We start from the raw sequence: 21371 nt of genomic DNA on the forward strand, positions 1-21371 counted from the left end.
ATAATTTATTTTCTATTTAAAAATACCACGGAAAAAGGAATTACGGCAAAAATGAACAGCCTCTTAAAAAATATTTTATTCAAAAAAATTATTCATCTATATGTAAGCGTTATCATCATGATGAAACGGTCTATCAAGGGATGAGAGAACTCAAATTTTGGAAATATACATGGTAGCGAATAAACATAAAAGAGTGTAAAGTATATTTTAACAGAATATACAGAAAATTTAGAACGGTTAGGAGCGTGGTAACATGTCATTTCATCAAATACCGCAGCGGCAAGGACTTTATGATCCGAGACAAGAACACGATGCGTGTGGAATCGGGGTTTATGCTCATCGGACGGGACGAGCCAGTCATGAAATCGTTCAAAACGCCTTGAAGATGTTGTGTCAGATGGAACATCGGGGAGGACAAGGAAGTGATGCGAAAACCGGCGACGGAGCCGGCATCCTCACGCAAATACCAGATCGTCTCTTCCGTCAAGCCTTACGAAATGTCCATCTGCCGCGCAGTGGGGACTACGGGGTCATGATGATGTTTTTACCGCGGGAAGACCGGTTGCGTCAACGGTTGGAACGGGCTTTGGAATCCATCATTTTATCAGAAGGACAACGCTTGATCGAATGGCGGACGGTACCGGTCACGAACACTGTGATTGGAGAAAAAGCCCGTCAAACGGAACCTGTTATCCGGCAATGCTTCATTGAAGCAAACAAAGTGGAAGGACTGGCGTTCGAACGGGCATTGTTCCTGATTCGCCGCTTATTTGAACGGGAAGCGGAGCAGCTTGGCATTGAACAATACGTCTTAAGCAGCTCAAGCGAAACAATCGTTTACAAAGGACTTGTGACAACCGATCAGCTTGGTTTATATTTTGATGATTTACAGGATGAACGGTATCAGTCCGGCTTTGCGATCGTTCACTCGAGATTCAGTACGAACACGTTTCCGAGCTGGAAACGTGCCCATCCAAATCGTTATTTAATCCATAACGGTGAAATCAATACACTACAAGGAAACGTCCGGGCGATGCGGAGCCGTGAAAACGGGTTGGCCAAGACGACGTACGGCCGTCGGGCGAAAGATGTCTTACCGATTTTGGACGAATCGGGCAGCGATTCCTCGATGCTGGATAATGCGTTCGAGTTTTTATATCTGTCCGGATTGACGCTTGCGGAAACCGCCTTGATGCTAGTACCGGAACCGTTTGAACACGCAGAGGTGCGACCGGCAAAACGGGCCTATTACGAATACCACAGCAGCATGATGGAGCCGTGGGATGGACCGTCGGCGATTGTCTTCACGAATGGGAAACAGATTGGCGCGACACTTGACCGGAATGGTCTGCGACCGGCACGGTATATGATGATGCGGGATGGTCATTTTATGTTGTCTTCCGAATCCGGTGTCTTACCAATTGCGGAACACGATATTTTATTTAAGAAACGGCTTGTTCCGGGAGAGCTGCTACTGCTTGATTTTGCATCCGGTCAATTGATTTCAGATGAAGAGGTTAAGCGTGAACTGGCGATGCGTCATCCGTATGCCGAATGGTTGGCAGAAGAAATGATTCCATTACCGGCAGACGTCAGAACGGAAGAGGTCTCGAATCTCGGAACGTTACAACGTTTATTCGGTTATACACGGGAAGACATCGACCAATATTTGATTCCGCTCGTGGAAGAGAAAAAAGATCCGTTAGGGGCGATGGGAACGGATATCCCGCTCGCTGTCTTAAGTGAACGACCGCAATCCTTGTTCCGCTACTTCAAACAGTTATTCGCACAAGTGACGAATCCGCCGATTGATGCATTGCGGGAACAAATCGTCACGTCGACGATGACCTGGCTTGGTCAGCAAGGGGAATTGTTGACACCGAACCGGCAGAATTGCCGTCGAATTCGTCTCGCCTCACCGGTTCTTACGCCAGCGGAAGCAGCGGCGCTCAAACAGACGAAACTTGCCCACAAGACACTTTCGACAGTGTTTGACGGTCAACTGGAGGAAGCACTCGAAGCGTTACTCGAGCAAGCTGTCCATGCGGTCCGGGGAGGCTGTGAACTGTTGATTCTTTCTGACCGGAATGTCCGGCCGGGTGCTGTACCAATGCCGATTCTACTTGTCACGAGCGCCATTCATCACCATTTGATCCGGGAAGGGTTACGGACGAAAGCCAGTTTGATCATCGAAGGCGGCGAAGTCCGGGAAGTCCATCATTTTGCCGCCTTAGTCGGATACGGAGCCGATGCCATTCATCCGTATCTCGTCTATGCGACGTTACAGGATGCGGTTGACGAAACGATGCCGGATTATGCCGAACGATACCGGTCGGCAGTGACGGAGGGTGTGGTCAAAGTCATGTCAAAGATGGGCATTTCGACGGTCTTCAGTTACCGCGGGGCTCAAATTTTCGAAGCGGTCGGTATTTCCGAAGAGGTCATCGACCGGTACTTCACGGGAACCGTCTCGCAACTCGACGGTTTGACCTTGGCATTGATTGAACAAGAAGCACTTCGTCAACATGAAGAAGGAGTCAAGCGGACACGGCTTGAGTCCGGTAGCGTTTTCCGCTATCGCCATGACGGCGAACATCATGCCTTCAACCCGGCAACGATTCATCTGTTGCAACATGCCTGCCGGACCGGACGGTATGATTTGTTTAAAACCTATTCTTCGCGGATCCAGGAAGAACCGGCGACGTTTTTACGTCACCTGATGTCTTTCCGGGAAACAACCCCGATTCCGCTTGCCGAAGTGGAACCGGTCAGTGAAATCGTCAAATATTTCAAGACAGGAGCGATGTCTTACGGTTCGTTGTCGAAAGAAGCACACGAAACGTTAGCCATCGCGATGAACCGGCTCGGCGGTAAAAGCAACAGCGGGGAAGGCGGCGAAGAAGAGGAACGGTATCAGTTGGATGAAAACGGGGATTCGCGGATGAGCCGGATCAAACAGATTGCATCCGGACGATTCGGTGTCACGAGTGATTATCTTGTCCATGCCGACGAACTGCAGATTAAGGTGGCGCAAGGGGCGAAGCCGGGAGAAGGCGGACAGCTGCCGGGTGAAAAAGTTTATCCGTGGATTGCGCGTGTCCGTGCCTCGACACCAGGTGTCGGATTGATTTCACCTCCGCCGCACCATGATATTTATTCAATCGAGGATTTGGCGCAGCTGATTCATGACTTGAAACGCGCGAATGACCGGGCGCGGATCAGTGTCAAACTGGTCGCAAAAGGCGGTGTCGGAACGATTGCTGCCGGCGTCGCCAAAGGACTGGCCGATGTCATCGTCATCAGCGGTCATGACGGGGGAACCGGTGCTTCACCGAAGACCAGCATTCAGCATACGGGATTACCGTGGGAACTGGGCTTGGCTGAAACCCATCAAACACTGGCCTTAAACGGATTACGGGACCGTGTCGTTTTGGAAACGGACGGAAAGTTATTGACGGGACGCGATGTCGTCATCGCTGCGATGCTCGGTGCTAATGAATACGGCTTTGCAACGGCACCGTTAATTGCCGTCGGTTGCATCATGATGCGGGCCTGCCATCTCGATACATGTCCGGTCGGCGTGGCAACACAAGATCCGAAGCTTCGTGAGAAATTTACAGGGTCAGCGGATCATGTCGTTCACTTCATGGAATTTGTCGCCGAAGAAGTCCGCGAATATTTAGCGCAACTCGGTGTAAGACGGTTAGCCGATTTAGTCGGCCGGACGGATCTGTTGCAATCATCGGACCGGTTAAAGACGCACTGGAAAGCAGCCAGTCTCGATTTATCCCGCCTGTTCGTCATGCCGGGATATTCACCCGAAAACCGGCAGTACCAGGAGCATCACGTCTCAGCTTCTTTTGACGGGCGTGAACTGGAAACGCTCATCACGGATCAATCGTTTACAGAACAACAAACCTTTACCTTCCCGGTCACCAATACGGACCGGGCAATCGGAACGAATACCGGATCCCGTTTGACACGGCTGTATGGAGCGATGGGGCTTCCGACGGATCGGTTAACGCTCAATCTGACGGGTTCAGCCGGTCAAAGTCTTGGTGCATATATCCCGCGTGGTATGACATTAAATGTGTCGGGAGATGCCAACGATTATGTCGGTAAAGGATTATCCGGCGGGGTCATTGCCGTGCGCCCGCAGGCAAAATCCAGTTTCGTCTCCTCGGATCAGGTCATCATCGGAAATGTGGCACTGTACGGGGCAACGAGTGGAGAGCTTTACGTCAACGGTCAGGCCGGGGAACGATTCGCTGTCCGGAACAGCGGAGCGACGGCAGTCGTCGAAGGAATCGGCAATCACGGTCTCGAGTATATGACGGGCGGAAGTGTCGTCATATTAGGAGATGTCGGACTGAACTTTGCCGCCGGAATGTCCGGCGGCGTCGCGTACGTCTTACCGAAAGATGTCACCCGTTTTGAGGCCCGGATCAACCGGGAGCTTGTCGTAACGGGAGCCGTTTCGGACCCTGAAGAGGCAACCCGCTTAAAAACATTCATCGAGCGGCATGTCGCCCGGACGAACAGTGAACAAGGTCATGCGATTTTAGCAAACTGGGATCATGTCCTCAGCTCATTCATTCGTGTCATTCCGTCGACATATCAAGCGGTGACAACTTTAATGGCGGGATATGCGCAACAGGGACACAATACGGAAGAAGCGATGTTGTTGGCATTTGAAACGCATATCGGACGCGGAACAGGAGGGAAACAATGAAGAGACGGGATCAATTCATGAACGTTCCCCGCCAGGCAGGCAAGGAACGTGACAGCAGTGAACGAATTGGTGATTTTAACGAGTATAAAGAACGTTTTTCTGAAGCGGAAGCTTCGGAACAGGCGAGCCGTTGTATGGATTGCGGGACACCGTTTTGCCATGTCGGTGAGACGTATGGTCAAGTCAAAATCGGTTGTCCGGTCTACAACTTAATTCCCGAGTGGAACGTACTGGTCGAACAGGGCAACTTCCAGGAAGCCCTTGAACGGCTGCAGGAAACGAATAATTTTCCTGAATTCACGGGCCGGGTCTGTCCCGCGCCCTGTGAAGGATCGTGTACGCTGTCCATCAATGAACCTGCTGTCACCATTAAACAGATCGAACGGACCATTATCGATATCGGTTTTGAGAACGGGTGGGTCCAACCGCGTATTCCGTCAGTCAGAAGCCAGCACCGGATTGCGATTGTCGGTTCTGGTCCGGCCGGCTTAGCGGCAGCCGATCAATTGAATCAAGCAGGGCATCACGTGACCGTCTTTGAACGGGAAGATCAAGTCGGCGGTCTGTTGACGTACGGGATTCCGGCGATGAAGCTTTCAAAAGACATCGTCGCCCGTCGTGTCCGGTTGCTTGAAACGGAAGGCATCACATTTAAAACCGGCGTCACGATTGGTCTTGATGTCTCACTCGATCAACTGGAAGCCGATTATGATGCCGTCATCCTCTGTGTCGGTGCAACCGAGCCCCGCAAAATACCGGACGCACCGGGTCAGGGCGTCGGATACGCGATGGACTATTTGACGAGTGTGACACGACAACTCCTGACCGGACAATCTTTGATTGACTTGCATGATACACGGGGGAAAGATGTCCTTGTCATCGGAGGCGGAGATACAGGCGCCGACTGTGTGGCGACGGCACTGCGACAAGGTTGCCGCTCCGTCGTTCAGTTCGGCAAACACGAGATGCCGGGTTCAACACGGACAGCGGACAATATGTGGCCGGATACACCGAACCTGTTCACTCTCGATTACGGGTATGAGGAAGCACACGTGCAGTTTGGTCGCGATCCCCGGGAATACTTGATTGCGATCGAGCGGTATACGACGGATGAAGCAGGCCGATTGACCGGTGTCTGGACGATTTATAATGACAAAATCCGTCATGCCGACGGACGGGTGGAGTTTCAGAAGATTCCTGGAACCGAAAAATATTATCCGGTTGATACAATGTTGATTGCCATCGGCTTCAGCGGCGTCGAGCAGGATGTTCTACGACATCTGCCGGTCGCGACACAAAACGGCAAGATTAAAACGATGGCATACGCGACAAACCGACCGGGTATCTTCGCGGCAGGGGATGCCCGTCGTGGTCAGTCCTTGATTGTTTGGGCGATCCGCGAAGGACGGGAAGTCGCTGAAAAAGTCGAACAACATCTTTTAACCGTGCATAAACAAACCGGTTGACCCGGATTAGACATCAACAAACGTTCGAACTTCCTCAGGCGGGAGATTCGAACGTTTTTTGATCTGTCAGGAATTTTGGACAAGATTAAAAAAAGAAATTAAATAAACCGGTTTGTCATCCCCCCGTTTTTAAGCGCTTTCAGATAGGATAAAAGGGAAGGGGTGAATAGGATGGATATGATGACCATTATCTTTGTCTGCGACTCGGGCTTAGTCAGCAGTGTCATGGGGGCAAAAGTCTTACGGGATCGATTACAAAAAGAGCGATTATCTGTCACGGTTGAAACGTGCCGGGCCAAAGAAATTCCGGCGAATGTCAGCTTTCTGGTCGGTCCCCGGCAAATCGTTGCAAATCTTCCGGTGAAGTCCTCGTGCCGGGTATTTGCAATTGATCATTTGTTGGCAACGGCATCCTATGATGTTTTAATTGAGACCATTAGAAATGAGTTGATGCAAAGTGACTGATTTTACGGCCCGTGAGCGGGAAATCTTGTTTTATTTACTGACGAAATCAGAACCGGTTCAGATTCAGGAAATCGCAGAAGCACTCGAAACTTCGGAACGGACGATTCAACGGGAACGAGACCGGCTTGGACAAACCGTAGCACCGTTTCAGTTGGAACTGGTTTATGTACGGGGACGCGGTTTACAGCTGAATGGGGATGAGGGACAGAAGCGGGAACTGCGTGAAGCGCTATTATTATCCCATCGTCAGTTACCCTCAGCGGAAGACCGGCAAGTCGAACTCGCGTATCGCCTTTTGCAGGAACAAGGGATGATCAAACTGCAGGCTTTGGCACATGCCATGTACATCGCGCCAAGTACGATCAGTCAAGATTTAGAACGGATTGATGAATGGTTCTGTCAGTATGCACTGGAATTAAAACGTAAAAAGGGGTTAGGGGCAGAAGTTATCGGCGAAGAAATCAACAAACGACGGTTGCTGGTCTCGTTGATTTTTACGCAATGGGATGTCTTGTCCTTTTACCGGTTCCTGCAAGGTCATGTCGATCAACTGCCGCATCTGCTTCAGATTCAGCAGCGGGAGTGGATTGAAGCGATTAACCAATCGTATGCCGTGATTGCTCCTTTGACGAAACAGCAGGATATCAGTGATCGACTTCTCATGCGGGCGGCGCTGAGTTTAGCCGTTCAAGCGATTCGGATGGACCAGTTTCCGATGGTCTATGAATTAAAAGCATATCCGCTCGAAGTCTTGCATCACGTCGATACGCTACAGCAACGGTTGCCGTACCCCTTATCGATTGCCGAGCGGCAATGGATTTCTGAAGAGTTACGGAATTTTCAACAAGATCAGCTGGAGACCGGCGAAGAACTGGTTATTCGTCTGCGTGTCAAACGACTAATCGAACAGGTCTCTTTATTGTACGGAGAAGGTTTCACAGAGGACCGGGCGCTCGAACACGGGTTGGTCAGTCACATCATGTCGTATACGAAACAAAACATCGTGAATCCGTCTTATGTCATTAAACAGATCGAACGGGAGTACCCGCGTTTGTTTGACGCTGTTAAACAAGCCGCTGAATTCGTCTTCAACGATCAAACGTTTGCGGATTATGACTTAGCCTTTTGGGTGATGCACTTTGGCGCTGTTTTAAGTAAACCGTTGCCGAAAACACCCTACCGTGTACTCGTCGTCTGTTCGGCGGGACTCGGATCTTCGAAATTACTGATGAACCGGTTACGGCAGGAATTTACCGAACTCGAGCAAGTCGAAAGTTCGTCTCTCTTTGGCATTGGACGTCTCCAGCTGAAGGATTATGACTTTGTGTTATCGACGGTGCCGTTGCCGGACATTAGTCAACCGCATCTGCTCGTCAATCCGTTACTGCCGAAAGAAGAAGTCGACCGAATCCGGAAATTACTTGTCTCCCTACCGAAATCGTTCCAATCTCCCGTCCGTCAGGAGTCATCGGGATGGCTGGATTTAGTTCGATTGGAAGAATTGGTCAAGACGGCCCGCCAATTGAGTGACGCGTTTTCCATTGAAACGATTGCTTCGCAAACGGAAGGGTTGGAAGAAATCCTTCTTGAAATCAGCAATGGACTGGTCGAAAAAAACGTCACCTCGTCGGCCGTCCAATTATCGGCGCAATTGTTACGGCGTCACGAGATGTCTGGACTCGGCATTCCCGGGACACGGTTGGCTTTATTCCATGGTCGCGACGAATCGATTCATCGTGGAGGGTTCTTCATCTATGAGCTGGACCAACCGATTGATCTTTTGGGGATGGATCAGCTCATTCAACCGGTCGAAAGGATTTTAGTACTCGCGGCACCAGAAGAAGCGACGGATCAACTGCTGCAACTGCTCAGCTCAATCAGTGGTGCAATCATCGAAAATGATGAACAAACCCATCAATTTGAATACGGGGATGTTCATCAACTTCAACAGATTTTGAACCGGACATTCCGGAAGGTCATCGAAAGAGAGCTCGAGGCGGTCGAGCAACCGATTAATTTCTCATGAGGACAACAAATCAGAAGAACCATTCGTTGATACGGATGGTTCTTTTGGTCTTGTCCAAGTAATCTGCCAAAACGTGAACTAGGAAAGATTGAGTAAGCGTTTCCAGAACGCATACAATAAGGACATAGCAAAGCACTTATCATACAATGCAAACGAAATGGAGGGTACACCAATGACAACAACACAAGAAGGAAAACGTGGACTCCGTGTCCAGGTACAACGGTTTGGAAGTTTCCTCAGCGGGATGGTCATGCCGAACATCGGCGCATTCATCGCCTGGGGGATCATCACGGCGTTATTCATTCCGACCGGGTGGGCACCGAATAAAAGTCTGGCGGAGTTAGTCGGTCCGACGATTACGTATCTGTTGCCGCTACTGATTGGGTTTACCGGCGGGAAATTGATGCATGACGTTCGCGGAGGAGTCGTCGGGGCACTGGCGACGATGGGGGTCATCGTCGGAACAGAAATTCCGATGTTCCTCGGCGCAATGGTCATGGGACCACTCGGCGGATTTACCATCAAGAAATTTGATCAACTAATTGAAGGCAAAGTTAAACCGGGTCTTGAGATGCTCGTTAACAATTTCTCGGTCGGGATTATCGGTGGTTTGTTGATGATCGGTGGCTTTAAACTGTTTGGTCCGCTGATGACGGGACTGGACGATATCATGGCAGCGGCTGTTGGAGCGATCGTCAGTGCTCATTTGTTGCCACTTGCGAGTCTGTTCATCGAACCGGCTAAAATCTTGTTCCTCAACAATGCCATTAACCACGGAATCTTAAGTCCGCTAGGTTTGGACCAAGTCAGTGAAGCCGGAAAATCGGTTCTGTTTTTACTCGAAGCGAATCCGGGACCGGGTCTCGGCTTGTTACTCGCTTATTCGGTCTTCGGTTCAGGCGCAGCGAAAAAGACAGCACCAGGGGCAGCCTTTATCCAGTTCATCGGCGGGATTCATGAAATCTACTTCCCGTATGTGCTGATGAAACCGGTTCTCTTGCTCGCCATGATTGCCGGCGGTATGAGCGGTATCCTCACTTTCGTCTTATTTGATGTCGGTCTGGTCGCACCGGCTTCACCAGGAAGTATCATTGCTGTCCTTGCGATGGCATCTCGCGGTTCATATGTCGGTCTTGTTGCCGGTATTCTGATTTCTGCATCCGTTACGTTTGTTGTTTCGTCTGTCTTGCTCAAAACGAGTAAAGCAAAAGAGACATCGCTTGAAGAAGCAACGGCTAATGTCAGCGCGATGAAAGGTAAAAATTCGATTGCTTCCTCGCTTGTTTCAGCGGAATCTGCAACTTCATTAGCAGAAGTCGAACACATCATTTTTGCCTGCGACGCCGGAATGGGATCGAGTGCAATGGGCGCATCCGTCTTACGAAACAAAATTAATAAAGCCGGACTGCCGATTAAAGTAACGAACACGTCAATCAGTCAACTCCCGACAGATGCCGAATTCATCATCACGCACCAGGATTTGACGCAACGGGCGAAGGAACGAGTACCGCAAGCTGAACATCGGTCCGTCGAAAACTTCTTGAATGCAGGTTACTATGATCAACTGGTTCACGAAATCGAAACCGCACGCAATAAAATTTCTTAAAAAATAGACAGGAGTGAATGAAGGATGGCAACTGCGATGAAACTGGAAAAAGAAATGGTGTTACTGAATCAACAGTTTAATACTGACGAGGAAGCGATTGAAGCAGCGGGAACATTGCTCGTCGATCATGGATATGTCCGTCCGAACTATATCGAATCGATGAAAACCCGTCACCGGTTATCGACGGTCTACATCGGAAACCATGTCGCAATTCCTCATGGGACGGAAGAGTCAAAAGAAGAAGTCTTAAAAACAGGATTATCCATTCTACAGGTTCCGAACGGTGTGTCGTTTGGAACCGAACAGGCGAAGCTGATCATCGGGATCGCCGGCATCGGTGACGAACACCTGGAACTGCTGTCGCACATTGCCATCATTTGTTCGGATGAAGAGAATGTCGAGCAGTTGGTCAAAGCGCAAACAGCCGAAGACATTATTCAGCTGTTATCTGTGGAGGTGTAAGCCATGAAAGCCGTTCATTTTGGTGCAGGAAATATCGGTCGGGGCTTCATCGGCTTACAATTGGTTAAATCAGGTTATGATGTCTGTTTCATTGACGTGAATGCCGAAGTCGTCGAAGCGTTGAAAACGCGCGGGGCGTATACGGTCGGTTATGCGGCGGAAGAAGCAGCGGTGGAAGAGGTGTCGCGCGTCACAGCGTTGAACAGTCAGACTGAAGCCGAGCGGGTAGTCGAAGCCATCGCGACAGCTGATGTCGTGACGACAGCTGTCGGACCGACATTGCTTGCGAGAATTGCTCCTTTGCTTGCGGAAGGACTCAAACAACGGGCGACAACCAAAAACGTCTTTGTGATCGCATGTGAAAACATGATCGAAGGATCCAGTCACTTGCAGCAAGAAGTGATGCACCATCTCGAGTCAATGCCAGGCAATGTCTTTTTCCCGAATGCTGCCGTCGACCGGATTGTCCCGTTGCAACACCATGACGATCCGTTATACGTCGAAGTCGAACCGTTTTTCGAGTGGGTCATTGAGACAAAGGCGTTACCGGATGGTTATCCGGTGTTCGAAGGTGTGACATACGTGGCAGACATCACACCGTTCATCGAACGGAAATTATTCACCGTTAACACCGGGCATGCGATCGCCTCTTACCTCGGTGCGTTGTTTGGAAAAGAGACGATTGCTGAAAGTCTGCAGGATGTTCGTGTCCGGCGCGGCGTACAAAGTGCCTTGTATGAAACCGGATGGTTACTGCTTGAGAAATACGGCTTTGATCCGAAAGATCACAGCGCCTATATCCAAAAAAACATTAAACGATTTGAAAATCCGCGGATCCATGATGAAATCGTCCGTGTTGCCCGTTCACCGATCCGGAAGCTCGGACCACGCGATCGCTTGGTCAAACCGGCCCGTGAATTGATGGACCGTGGTATCGAGGCGAATGGATTAGCTTTGGGGATTGCCGCGGCTTTAACCTACTCCGATCCAAACGATTCAGAATCTTCTGAATTAAATACCTTTATTGAACAAAACGGCATCCAAGAAACCGTCGCGACTTATCTGGGACTGGAAGCAGACGAACGTCTCAGTCAACTGATTGTCAGTCAGTATGAACAGATGCACCCGATGAGTGATTCCATTGCCTGATCCCGTTTGACCTGAACCAGTTCCGGTGTTTGCCGGGAACTGGTTTTTTTGTCGTTAAGTCTAATTATTTTAGGAAAAGCATCATAGTCTTCTAATTTCCAAATCTTTAACATAAATTCATTGCCTTGTGTATAACAGATTTAGAATATTCGTTATCGAATATTTTTAACGGTTTTTGCGATGTACGCTATAGAAACGGAACTATTCTCCGATCCGATTCTTAGTTAAGAGAAGGTGGAATTATGCTGAATTATAAAGTGAACGTATATATGGCTAAAGGAACACGATTAAAATCAAACCATTCGATGGCAGCAAAACACTTGATTTACACGAGTCAATTTTCATCCCATACACCGGTCGAACTGATTCATCAATTGCTGTTGAACCGCTTGACCCTCGAACAAGAACAGAACCAGCACTTGATGTATACACTCGAAGTCAACACCGTCGTTGATCAATACGTGATTGATGTCCGTCTTTCCTCTGAAGGGGACGTATCGGACACGGTGGAACGCGGACTGATTGAATTGATTGAACGGGAAGAAGTGAGACATATCCAGGCGCTTGAAATCGGAAAACCGGATTACGCCGAATTTGCGCATCTGGTCCTGCATGTCAAACCGGGAGCTCTTCGCGTCGATCAAGAGAAAATGCAACATGTCTTTGATGGATCCGGCGTTCAAGGGCGAATCATCCTGCAAAAAGAGCGGATCGACAGCCGAGAACCGTGTCACTCGATTCAATTGTTGATCGGCGGGATGGAGAAGAGTTTATACAGTCTCTCGCATTACCAGCTGGATCCGCTGTTCCGGAAATTCGGTTTAGTCATCCAGTCCTTGAATCTGTTGCCGTTTGATCTGTTCTTGATTCGTGACAAAGTGGCGATGTTATCCTCCGCTGACGCTACCCGGCTGTGGATCGATGATATTACGACTTCTAAAAACGGCAGAAGCCATCAAATCTGCTTCAAGGATGGTCAAGAATTCATGACGGTCATCTGTGATTTACACGGCTCGATCCGCTCCTATAAATGTTCTTAAGACAGTCTTTGACGTTTAACATAGTTTCATTTCGGTTAAATCCTTTAGAGAAGAAGCTGAAGCTAAAGAATTGGAGATGAAGGCTATGTTATCAGAAAAGCAAATTGAGACATTCAAAACACGTTTGTTAAAGGAAAAAAATAAAACGGAAACAAATATTGAAAATCGCGAAGTCGACTATGATACAGGGGAACTGTCGAGCTACGACAACCACCCGGGCGATTCGGGAGACGAATTGTTTTTACGGGAACGCGATCAAGCAATGACAGATATGCAGGAAGAAATGTTATCGGACGTCGATGTCGCGTTAAAAGCAATTGAAGATGGCACGTACGGAATCTGTAAAGTCTGTGGCAAAGAGATTGAAATCGAACGTCTTGATATCATTCCGGAAACGTTATTATGTATCGAAGACGCGAAAAAAGAAGAAGAGCAGCTTGGAAACGATCCGACATCGCGCCCGAGTGAAGAGGCGGTCCTTGATCCATCCGTTACGGCAACCGGTAAAGACATTGACGGGGCAACTGACGGATTCAGTAAAGTCGGTGAGTTCGGAAACTCGGATACACCTTCGGATAAAGAGGACGGCATAGATCCGACACGCTGATTCGACCAATCCACACGTCAATCCATTTTTTTGGAGATGACGTGTTTTTTTTTGTGAAAAAAATCTTTAAAAAATATCGGAAAATTTTGACTTTTATAAAACATTTGGTACGATAGAAACGAGAAGACATTTCGATAGGGGTAAAATGAAAGCGCATACATGAGATACCTTCTCGTCGGTTGACCATTTTATTTGAGGGAGGAACAATCAGATGATTTATGAGATTCCAAACACGCAAGGGTCAAAGGTACAATACAAGGATCGTTATGAAAATTTCATTAACGGAAAATGGACGGCACCGGTCGGTGGAGAATATTTTGATAACGTGACGCCGATTACCGGGAAAGTATTATGTCAAGTCGCCCGTTCAGGGAAAGAAGACGTCGAACTGGCACTTGACGCGGCACATGCGGCAAAAGATGCCTGGGGCAAGACGTCAGTCGCAGAGCGGTCAAACATCTTAAATAAAATTGCGAATCGGATGGAAGAAAATCTTGAGATGCTCGCCTATGCGGAAACGCTCGAAAACGGGAAAGCAGTCCGTGAGACACTGAATGCCGATCTTCCGCTTGCCATCGATCACTTCCGGTACTTTGCAGGTGTCATCCGGGCCCAAGAAGGTTCAATCGGGGAACTCGACAACGATACAGTCGCTTATCATTTCCATGAGCCACTTGGAGTCGTCGGTCAGATCATCCCGTGGAACTTCCCGATTTTAATGGCTGTCTGGAAACTCGCACCGGCACTCGCGGCAGGAAACTGTGTCGTCTTGAAACCGGCGGAACAAACACCGGCAAGTATTTTACTGATGACTGAACTGATTGAAGACTTATTACCTCCGGGTGTCCTGAATATCGTCAACGGTTTCGGACTGGAAGCCGGAAAACCGCTCGCCTCAAGCAAGCGGATTGCGAAAATCGCCTTTACGGGTGAAACAACGACGGGACGACTCATCATGCAGTATGCGTCGCAAAACATCATTCCGGTTACACTCGAGCTCGGCGGGAAATCACCAAACATCTTCTTTGCTGATATCATGGATGCCGATGATACCTTTTTCGATAAAGCAATCGAAGGATTATTGATGTTTGCCTTGAACCAAGGGGAGGTCTGTACGTGTCCATCACGTGCCTTGATTGAAGAATCCATCTACGAGCCATTCATGGAACGGGTCCTCGAACGTGTCAAAGCGATCAAACTTGGTAATCCGCTGGATGCTGATGTAATGATGGGTGCTCAAGCATCGAGTGAACAAATGGAGAAAATTTTGTCGTATCTCGAAATCGGAAAATCGGAAGGGGCCGAGTGTCTGATTGGCGGCGAACGGAACCATCTTGACGGTGACCTCGCGGATGGTTATTATATTCAACCAACGATTTTCAAAGGAAACAACAAGATGCGGATTTTCCAAGAAGAGATTTTTGGGCCAGTCCTGTCCGTCACGACATTTAAAACAGAAGAAGAAGCACTGCAAATTGCCAATGACACGCTGTACGGCTTAGGTGCCGGTGTCTGGACGCGTGACATGAACCGGGCATACCGCTTCGGACGCGCGATTGAAGCAGGACGCGTCTGGACAAACTGTTACCACCAATATCCGGCACATGCTGCGTTCGGCGGTTACAAAATGTCGGGAATCGGCCGTGAAAATCATAAAATGATGCTTAACCATTACCAGCGGACAAAAAATCTTCTCGTCAGCTACAGCCCGGATAAACTTGGTTTCTTCTAATCGAAGAAAGGATGTGGCGACATGGTCGAACGTGTACTTGCGACCGATGCCGGCTTGGAATTGATTGAACTGCTAAAAGCAAAACACGGACCGTTAATGTTTCATCAATCGGGTGGATGTTGTGACGGCAGTTCCCCGATGTGTTTTGCGGAAGGCGATTTATTTTTAGGCGATCAAGATTTATTGATCGGTACAATCGGCGGCTGTCCGTTTTATATTCATGAGGATCAATACGCCTACTGGAAACATACGCAACTGATCATTGATGTCGTTGATGGTCGAGGCGGAATGTTTTCCTTGGAAGGCGTCGAGGGGAAACGGTTTTTAACACGTTCTCGTGCTTTTACGTCTGAAGAATATGCGGAGCTCACAGCTACTGCCAAACCATAGAACAATCAAAAGAAGACACCTCGCCCGAGTATTTAAGTGCTTATGACTTAGATACACCGGGTGGAAGGTGTTTTTTTTGTGGCATCACGTTATAATTAAAAGATATTTTACAAAAAGAGGAGGACGAAACATGGCGACTTTTCAAGAGTTGACGTCCATTGAAGCCGTGAGGGATTTTTATCTCGGGCAGCGGGCGAGTTTTATTTATGTTTCGAGTCCGGGCTGCGGTGTCTGCGCTTCGTTGTTTCCGCAGATTGAGCCGATATTAGCAAGTCATCCCGAATTTCGGTCGGGACATGTCGATTTAGGAAGCGTCCCGGAAATTGCCGGAGAATTTCCCGTGTTTACTGCTCCGGCTTTGCTTTTTTTTGCGAACGGGAAAGAAATTCACCGGGAAGTACGAATCGTTCCCATTGAACCGTTTACTAAAAAAGTCGAACAGCTCAGCCGATTGGTGGCATCACTCGATTAACAATATCACATCGTCAGGAGGAAACAGACATGCGTTATCCTTATTTAGGTTGGACCGGACAAACAATCGGTGTGACGGCTCCGTCTTCCGGATTACCGGAAGAACTGCATCCGATGATTGAAGAGGCGACGAATCGATTACGGGATCGGCAAATGACTGTTCAAGTCGGACAAACCGTTTGGACACAACAGCAGGCGGCAAGTGCGCCGGTTCAAACGCGGGCGGACGAGCTGAATGCAATGCTACAAAATCCGGAAATTGATGCAATCATTCCACCATTTGGAGGGGAACGGGCGATTGATGTGTTACCATTCCTGGATTTTGAACGAATTCCGGCAAAGTGGTTGCTCGGGTATTCGGATATCAGTACATTACTGTTTGCGATTACGCTCAAGACCGGCATTGCGACGGCGCACGGACCAAACTTCGTCGACATGCGCAGTGAAGAATGGGATGAAACGACGACAGCTTGGCGACGAGTTCTCGCGACGCCTGCCGGAGCAACCGTGACGCAGTGGACATCTGATTTGTATCAGACGAATTGGAATCATGCGGAACGGCCCGAACGTTATATGTACCACCTCGACGCGGCAACAGAGTGGAAAACAATCGATCCGGCCCAAAAACAGGTATCCGGCCGGTTGCTTGGCGGATGTCTTGAAACGATTCGTCATCTCATCGGAACACCGTACGGAGATGTGGTCACGTTTCAGACGGATCAGCTGAATGAAGAACCGATTCTTTGGTACTTTGAAGTATCGGAAGCGAGTGCCACCGACGTTCACCGTTCGCTGATGCAGATGTACCTCGCGGGGTGGTTCGAGCGGGCATCGGGCATCGTGTTCGGACGAACAGCCGGCGGGCGGACAGTTGAGGAGTATACCATCCTCGACGTGTATGAGACGTTTAAAAAACTGCTGGACATTCCGGTGTTTTACGATCTCGATATCGGTCACCAACCGCCGCAAATGACACTCGTCAACGGAGCATCAGCAACTATCATGATTCAAGGAAAAGATTCTAGATTAGACATGACATTTCAGTAATCTAGAAGAGGAGGACAGATATGGCGAGTCGGAAGTTTCAATCGTTAGCAGCGTACAAGCGGGTGCACATCAATCCGGAAACACGGCGGATGACCCTGCCTGAACCGTTTTATGATGCGTTACAGGTAAAAGACGAACTGATGTTAGCACAGGTCGGTCAAGTGTTGATTATTCGGAACCCACAGGAGATTGTCACGACGGAAACGGATTTGCTGTCGGACATCGTCGAAGAAGGATTTACGGGACAAGAATTGGTTCAGGAATTTGCTTACCGAAAGGCACAACACGAACATCGTCTGCGGCAACAAATTTTACAAGAAGAGGATGCCGAGTCCTCGGCACAACTACAAATTGATCTTTAAGAGCAGATGAGGAGTGGGAGCAATGCGAACACGAACGAAAATCGGTTTAGGTGTAATCGGTTCCGGGATGCTTGCAGCGAGTTATTACTTTTATGAAATGGCGATCGCGACCAATCCGAAACCCTTTTTATCCAACAACCGTGATTTGAGTGACGAAATGGTCCGTCTGATGCAACCGGGGCAGACGTGGATTAAAGAACAGCCGCTGGAATTGATTGAAGTCAAGGCGCATGACGGATTAATGTTACGCGGGCATTACTTACCGCCGCTTGTACCATCGGATCGGATTGTGATTTTAGTGCATGGATACGGTGGTGTCGGAACGGATTTGGCCGGATTTGCGTATCTGTATCACCAAGCCGGTTTCCACGTCATGATGCCGGATAACCGTGGACACGGAAAAAGTGACGGGAACTATATTGGTTTCGGATGGCATGACCGGGAAGATTGTCTCCGGTGGACCGAATATCTGGTAGCTCGTCTTGGCCAGGAAAGTGCAATCTTTTTGCACGGTGTTTCGATGGGAGGAGCAACCGTTCTGATGACCAGTGGGGAACTGTTGCCGCCGCAAATCAAAGGCATCATTTCCGATTGTGCGTATACGTCGGTCAACGCCGTTCTCGCCTATCAAATGAAGCGGATGTATCGTCTGCCGCATTTCCCGTTCCTGACGATGACAAGTATCTTGACGAAATTAAAAGCGGGCTATTTTTTCAGTGAAGCCTCGGCCATTAAGCAAGTCCAGCGGGCGACGGTTCCGATTCTGTTTATTCACGGCGGAGCCGATACATTTGTTCCGACTTCAATGGTCTATGAATTGTATCAAGCCTGTCCGACGGAAAAAGAATTGGTAGTCATTCCGAATGCAGCCCACGCGATGGCTTATTTCGAGGATCCGGACACATACGATACGGTCGTGGAACGATTCGTCCGGCGGATTTTAGACGAACCGACAGAAAAAGTATAAAAAAATGCATGAAACCGTTGACACGAAAAAAACTATTTAGTATTCTAATAACATAAATAGAAGTCGTCGTGGCGGAACTGGTAGACGCGCTAGACTCAGAATCTAGTGGTGGCAACACCGTGGAGGTTCAAGTCCTCTCGGCGGCATTTTAAAGTGGAAATAGGAGTACTCTTCGTCAGAAGGGTGCTCCTATTTTTTTATTTTGAAAAATTTTGATTCATGCTCTTAACAAGTTTGTTCGTAAAATTTGAATTTTTCTGATAAAATATGTGTTAAGGAAAAGTTTTTGAGGAAAATACATGAAAGAAGGCATTTGTCTTCAAGAGAGGAGTAACAACATGAAAAAGCATTTATCGGTATTATTTTTATTGCTCAGCTGTCTCGTGGTATTAAGCGCATGTAGTATCGGTTCACAGGACGAGGTCTCGAAAGACAAGACGTACAAGGTTGGCATTGATGTTACGTATCCGCCGTTCGAATATAAAGACGGGGACACATACAAGGGAATCGATATCGACCTCATCAAAGCGATTGCCAAAGATCAAGGATTTAAAATAAAGTTTGAAGCGATGGATTTCAGCGGAATCATTCCCGCTCTTCAAGCGAACCAACTGGATGTAGCGATTGCCGGAATGAGTATCACACCGGAACGGAAAAAGGTTGTTACGTTCTCAGACCCGTACTTTAAAGCTGGGCTGATCCTGGTCGTCAAAGAAGATGAAAACAAAATCAAATCAGTCGATGATTTGAAAGGCAAGAAAGTTGCGGTTAAAAAGGGAACAACAGGTGCAAAATATGCAACTGACAATGCAGACAAACTCGGAATCACCGTCACCCAATTCAATGACAGCCCGGCCATGTTCCAGGAAGTCAAAAACGGAAATGCTGCCGCATTGATTGAAGATTATCCGGTCATCTCCTATGCAAACAAACAGCAAAACCTTGGTCTGAAACTCGTCGGAGACCGTTTGAATGGTGATAATTACGGAATTGCCGTCCTCAAGGGTGAAAACGAAGAGTTGATGAAAAAAATCAACAAAGGACTCGCAAACCTGAAAGAAAACGGGGAGTACGACAAAATCGTCGATACGTATTTAAAATAAGCCATTTGTACGAATGACAAGGGAGTTGAGTCACTGATGGAAGTCGCAAAAACGGCGTTTCCGTTTTTTCTGGAAGGGTTACAGATCACCCTCTATATCTTTATCATCGCGGTCATCGTTGGATTTATAATCGGCTTGATCGTCGCCTTGATGCGTTTATCACCACTTAAGATTTTAAACGGGATTGCCATCGTCTACATCGATGTCATCCGGGGAACGCCCTTTATCGTCCAATTGTTCTTCATTTATTTTGGACTCAATTCACTTGAGTGGCTGTCGATGGACCGGATGTATGCCGGGATTCTCACTGTCGCCATTAATGCCGGAGCCTATTTCGCCGAGATCATCCGGGCCGGGATTCAATCGATTGATAAAGGGCAGACAGAAGCGGCACGTTCTCTCGGTATGACGGGGCGTCAAACGATGACACAAATCGTTTTACCGCAAGCCTTCCGCCGTATGCTGCCGACGATTACGAACCAATCGATCATCAGTTTAAAAGATACGTCGTTGCTATCGATCATCGGTATCGCGGATTTGACGCAACAGGGACAAGTGCAACAAGCAACGACATTTGAACCGTTCATTGTCTGGACGGTCGTCGGTCTGATGTACTTCGTCGTCATCTATCTCCTTTCACTATTAGGGAAATTCTTGGAGCGGAGGTTTACACTGCGATGAGTATCATTGAAGTCAAACAATTAAAAAAATCATTTGGTTCGAACGAAGTCTTAAAGGATATTTCGGTCGAGATTGAAGAAAAAGAAGTCGTGTGTGTCATTGGACCTTCGGGATCGGGGAAAAGTACGTTTCTCCGTTGCTTGAACCGGCTCGAAGATATCACGGGCGGTACAGTAATCGTCGATACCCATGACATCACAGATCCGAAAGTCGATATCAATAAAGTCCGTGAAGAAGTCGGAATGGTGTTTCAACATTTCAACTTGTTTCCCCACAAGACCGTGCTTGAGAACGTCACGCTTGCACCGATGAAAGTCCGGAAAACGGACAAAACGCAAGCGAAACAGCGGGCGCTCGAATTGTTGGATAAAGTCGGATTGCGGGAGAAAGCCGATAACTATCCGGGGGAACTGTCCGGCGGTCAAAAACAACGGGTTGCCATTGCCCGTGCCCTGGCCATGAATCCGAAAATCATGTTGTTCGACGAGCCGACATCCGCGCTCGACCCGGAAATGGTCGGCGATGTCCTTGCTGTCATGAAACAGTTGGCACTTGAAGGGATGACGATGATTGTCGTCACGCACGAGATGGGATTTGCGCGTGAAGTCGGGGATCGGGTTCTTTTTATGGATGGTGGTTTCATCGTCGAAGAAAACATTCCGAGTCTATTATTTGATTCTCCACAACACGAACGGACACAATCGTTTTTAAGTAAAGTGTTATAACACAAGACATTGAGCAGGAATGGCCTTCAGGGAGGTCGTTCCTGCTCTTTTTTTGACGAATACAGCTGTTTTCCCCTAGAGAGGTTTCATTCATAAACAACACAGGGTACAGTCATAAGAAAAACTTATACATTTATGACTGAGAAATTGGGAATTCGAAACGCACTGACCTAAAAGAAGTAGTAATATAATAACTAAGGCAAACACTTTTGACATACAGGCCATCGTTAAGGGTTATGTTCGGTCTCGTTGCAAGGAACATGACGATTATCGAATTTTTATGTCATATGATTTGAAAGCGCTAACAGGTAGAGATCTGGAAATGTACTGATTTTCAGTA

Annotated in this window: 18 protein-coding genes and 1 tRNA gene; all 19 read left to right on the top strand. The window is 48.3% G+C overall.

What is annotated here, in order from left to right; all coding sequences use genetic code 11:
* Positions 1 to 253 precede the first annotated feature (253 nt).
* Positions 254 to 4732 (top strand): glutamate synthase large subunit, encoded by a 4479-nt coding sequence (gene gltB / locus N7U64_RS02990; protein ID WP_318928445.1) that lies wholly within the window; start codon positions 254 to 256, stop codon positions 4730 to 4732.
* Entirely contained in the window at positions 4729 to 6198 is a 1470-nt protein-coding gene (locus N7U64_RS02995) for a glutamate synthase subunit beta (protein WP_318928447.1), read from the top strand. Before gltB ends, N7U64_RS02995 begins: the two co-directional genes overlap by 4 nt.
* 171 nt (positions 6199 to 6369) lie before the next feature.
* Complete coding sequence (locus tag N7U64_RS03000) at positions 6370 to 6663, top strand: hypothetical protein (protein WP_318928448.1); 294 nt, start codon at positions 6370 to 6372, stop codon at positions 6661 to 6663.
* Positions 6656 to 8689, top strand: coding sequence for a BglG family transcription antiterminator (locus N7U64_RS03005; RefSeq protein WP_318928450.1), 2034 nt, complete (start codon positions 6656 to 6658; stop codon positions 8687 to 8689). The genes N7U64_RS03000 and N7U64_RS03005 overlap by 8 nt, the downstream gene beginning before the upstream one ends.
* A gap of 172 nt (positions 8690 to 8861) precedes the next feature.
* The gene (locus N7U64_RS03010; protein WP_214764630.1) at positions 8862 to 10295 is read left to right on the top strand and encodes a PTS mannitol transporter subunit IICB; all 1434 of its coding nucleotides are present in this window, start codon (positions 8862 to 8864) and stop codon (positions 10293 to 10295) included.
* A gap of 24 nt (positions 10296 to 10319) precedes the next feature.
* The gene (locus N7U64_RS03015; protein WP_012370590.1) at positions 10320 to 10757 is read left to right on the top strand and encodes a PTS sugar transporter subunit IIA; all 438 of its coding nucleotides are present in this window, start codon (positions 10320 to 10322) and stop codon (positions 10755 to 10757) included.
* Between the two features lie 3 nt (positions 10758 to 10760).
* The gene (locus tag N7U64_RS03020; protein ID WP_318928452.1) at positions 10761 to 11906 is read left to right on the top strand and encodes a mannitol-1-phosphate 5-dehydrogenase; all 1146 of its coding nucleotides are present in this window, start codon (positions 10761 to 10763) and stop codon (positions 11904 to 11906) included.
* 242 nt (positions 11907 to 12148) lie between these two features.
* Positions 12149 to 12946, top strand: a complete 798-nt coding sequence (locus N7U64_RS03025) for a hypothetical protein (protein WP_131503642.1) — start codon at positions 12149 to 12151, stop codon at positions 12944 to 12946.
* An 85-nt stretch (positions 12947 to 13031) separates the two neighbouring features.
* Positions 13032 to 13553, top strand: a complete 522-nt coding sequence (locus N7U64_RS03030) for a TraR/DksA C4-type zinc finger protein (protein WP_012370587.1) — start codon at positions 13032 to 13034, stop codon at positions 13551 to 13553.
* Positions 13554 to 13764: 211 nt separating this feature from the next.
* Entirely contained in the window at positions 13765 to 15285 is a 1521-nt protein-coding gene (gene adh, locus N7U64_RS03035; RefSeq protein WP_318928458.1) for an aldehyde dehydrogenase, read from the top strand.
* A gap of 21 nt (positions 15286 to 15306) precedes the next feature.
* Positions 15307 to 15675, top strand: coding sequence for a DUF779 domain-containing protein (locus N7U64_RS03040; RefSeq protein ID WP_012370585.1), 369 nt, complete (start codon positions 15307 to 15309; stop codon positions 15673 to 15675).
* 130 nt (positions 15676 to 15805) lie between these two features.
* Positions 15806 to 16147 (top strand): thioredoxin family protein, encoded by a 342-nt coding sequence (locus N7U64_RS03045; protein WP_318928460.1) that lies wholly within the window; start codon positions 15806 to 15808, stop codon positions 16145 to 16147.
* Between the two features lie 29 nt (positions 16148 to 16176).
* Positions 16177 to 17193, top strand: a complete 1017-nt coding sequence (locus tag N7U64_RS03050) for an LD-carboxypeptidase (protein ID WP_318928462.1) — start codon at positions 16177 to 16179, stop codon at positions 17191 to 17193.
* Positions 17194 to 17213: 20 nt separating this feature from the next.
* Positions 17214 to 17555 carry a hypothetical protein gene (locus N7U64_RS03055; RefSeq protein WP_114595634.1) on the top strand — a complete coding sequence of 114 codons (342 nt, stop codon included), beginning with the start codon at positions 17214 to 17216 and terminating at the stop codon, positions 17553 to 17555.
* 22 nt (positions 17556 to 17577) lie between these two features.
* Entirely contained in the window at positions 17578 to 18522 is a 945-nt protein-coding gene (locus N7U64_RS03060; RefSeq protein ID WP_318928464.1) for an alpha/beta hydrolase, read from the top strand.
* Positions 18523 to 18584: 62 nt separating this feature from the next.
* A tRNA-Leu gene (locus tag N7U64_RS03065) sits at positions 18585 to 18668 on the top strand.
* Between the two features lie 192 nt (positions 18669 to 18860).
* Positions 18861 to 19625, top strand: a complete 765-nt coding sequence (locus tag N7U64_RS03070; protein WP_214764691.1) for a transporter substrate-binding domain-containing protein — start codon at positions 18861 to 18863, stop codon at positions 19623 to 19625.
* A gap of 36 nt (positions 19626 to 19661) precedes the next feature.
* Complete coding sequence (locus N7U64_RS03075) at positions 19662 to 20306, top strand: amino acid ABC transporter permease (RefSeq protein ID WP_290828955.1); 645 nt, start codon at positions 19662 to 19664, stop codon at positions 20304 to 20306.
* The gene (locus tag N7U64_RS03080) at positions 20303 to 21031 is read left to right on the top strand and encodes an amino acid ABC transporter ATP-binding protein (protein ID WP_012370578.1); all 729 of its coding nucleotides are present in this window, start codon (positions 20303 to 20305) and stop codon (positions 21029 to 21031) included. Before N7U64_RS03075 ends, N7U64_RS03080 begins: the two co-directional genes overlap by 4 nt.
* The last annotated feature ends 340 nt before the right edge of the window (positions 21032 to 21371 follow it).

This window comes from Exiguobacterium sp. K1, from assembly GCF_033721435.1.
GTDB lineage: Bacteria > Bacillota > Bacilli > Exiguobacteriales > Exiguobacteriaceae > Exiguobacterium_A > Exiguobacterium_A artemiae.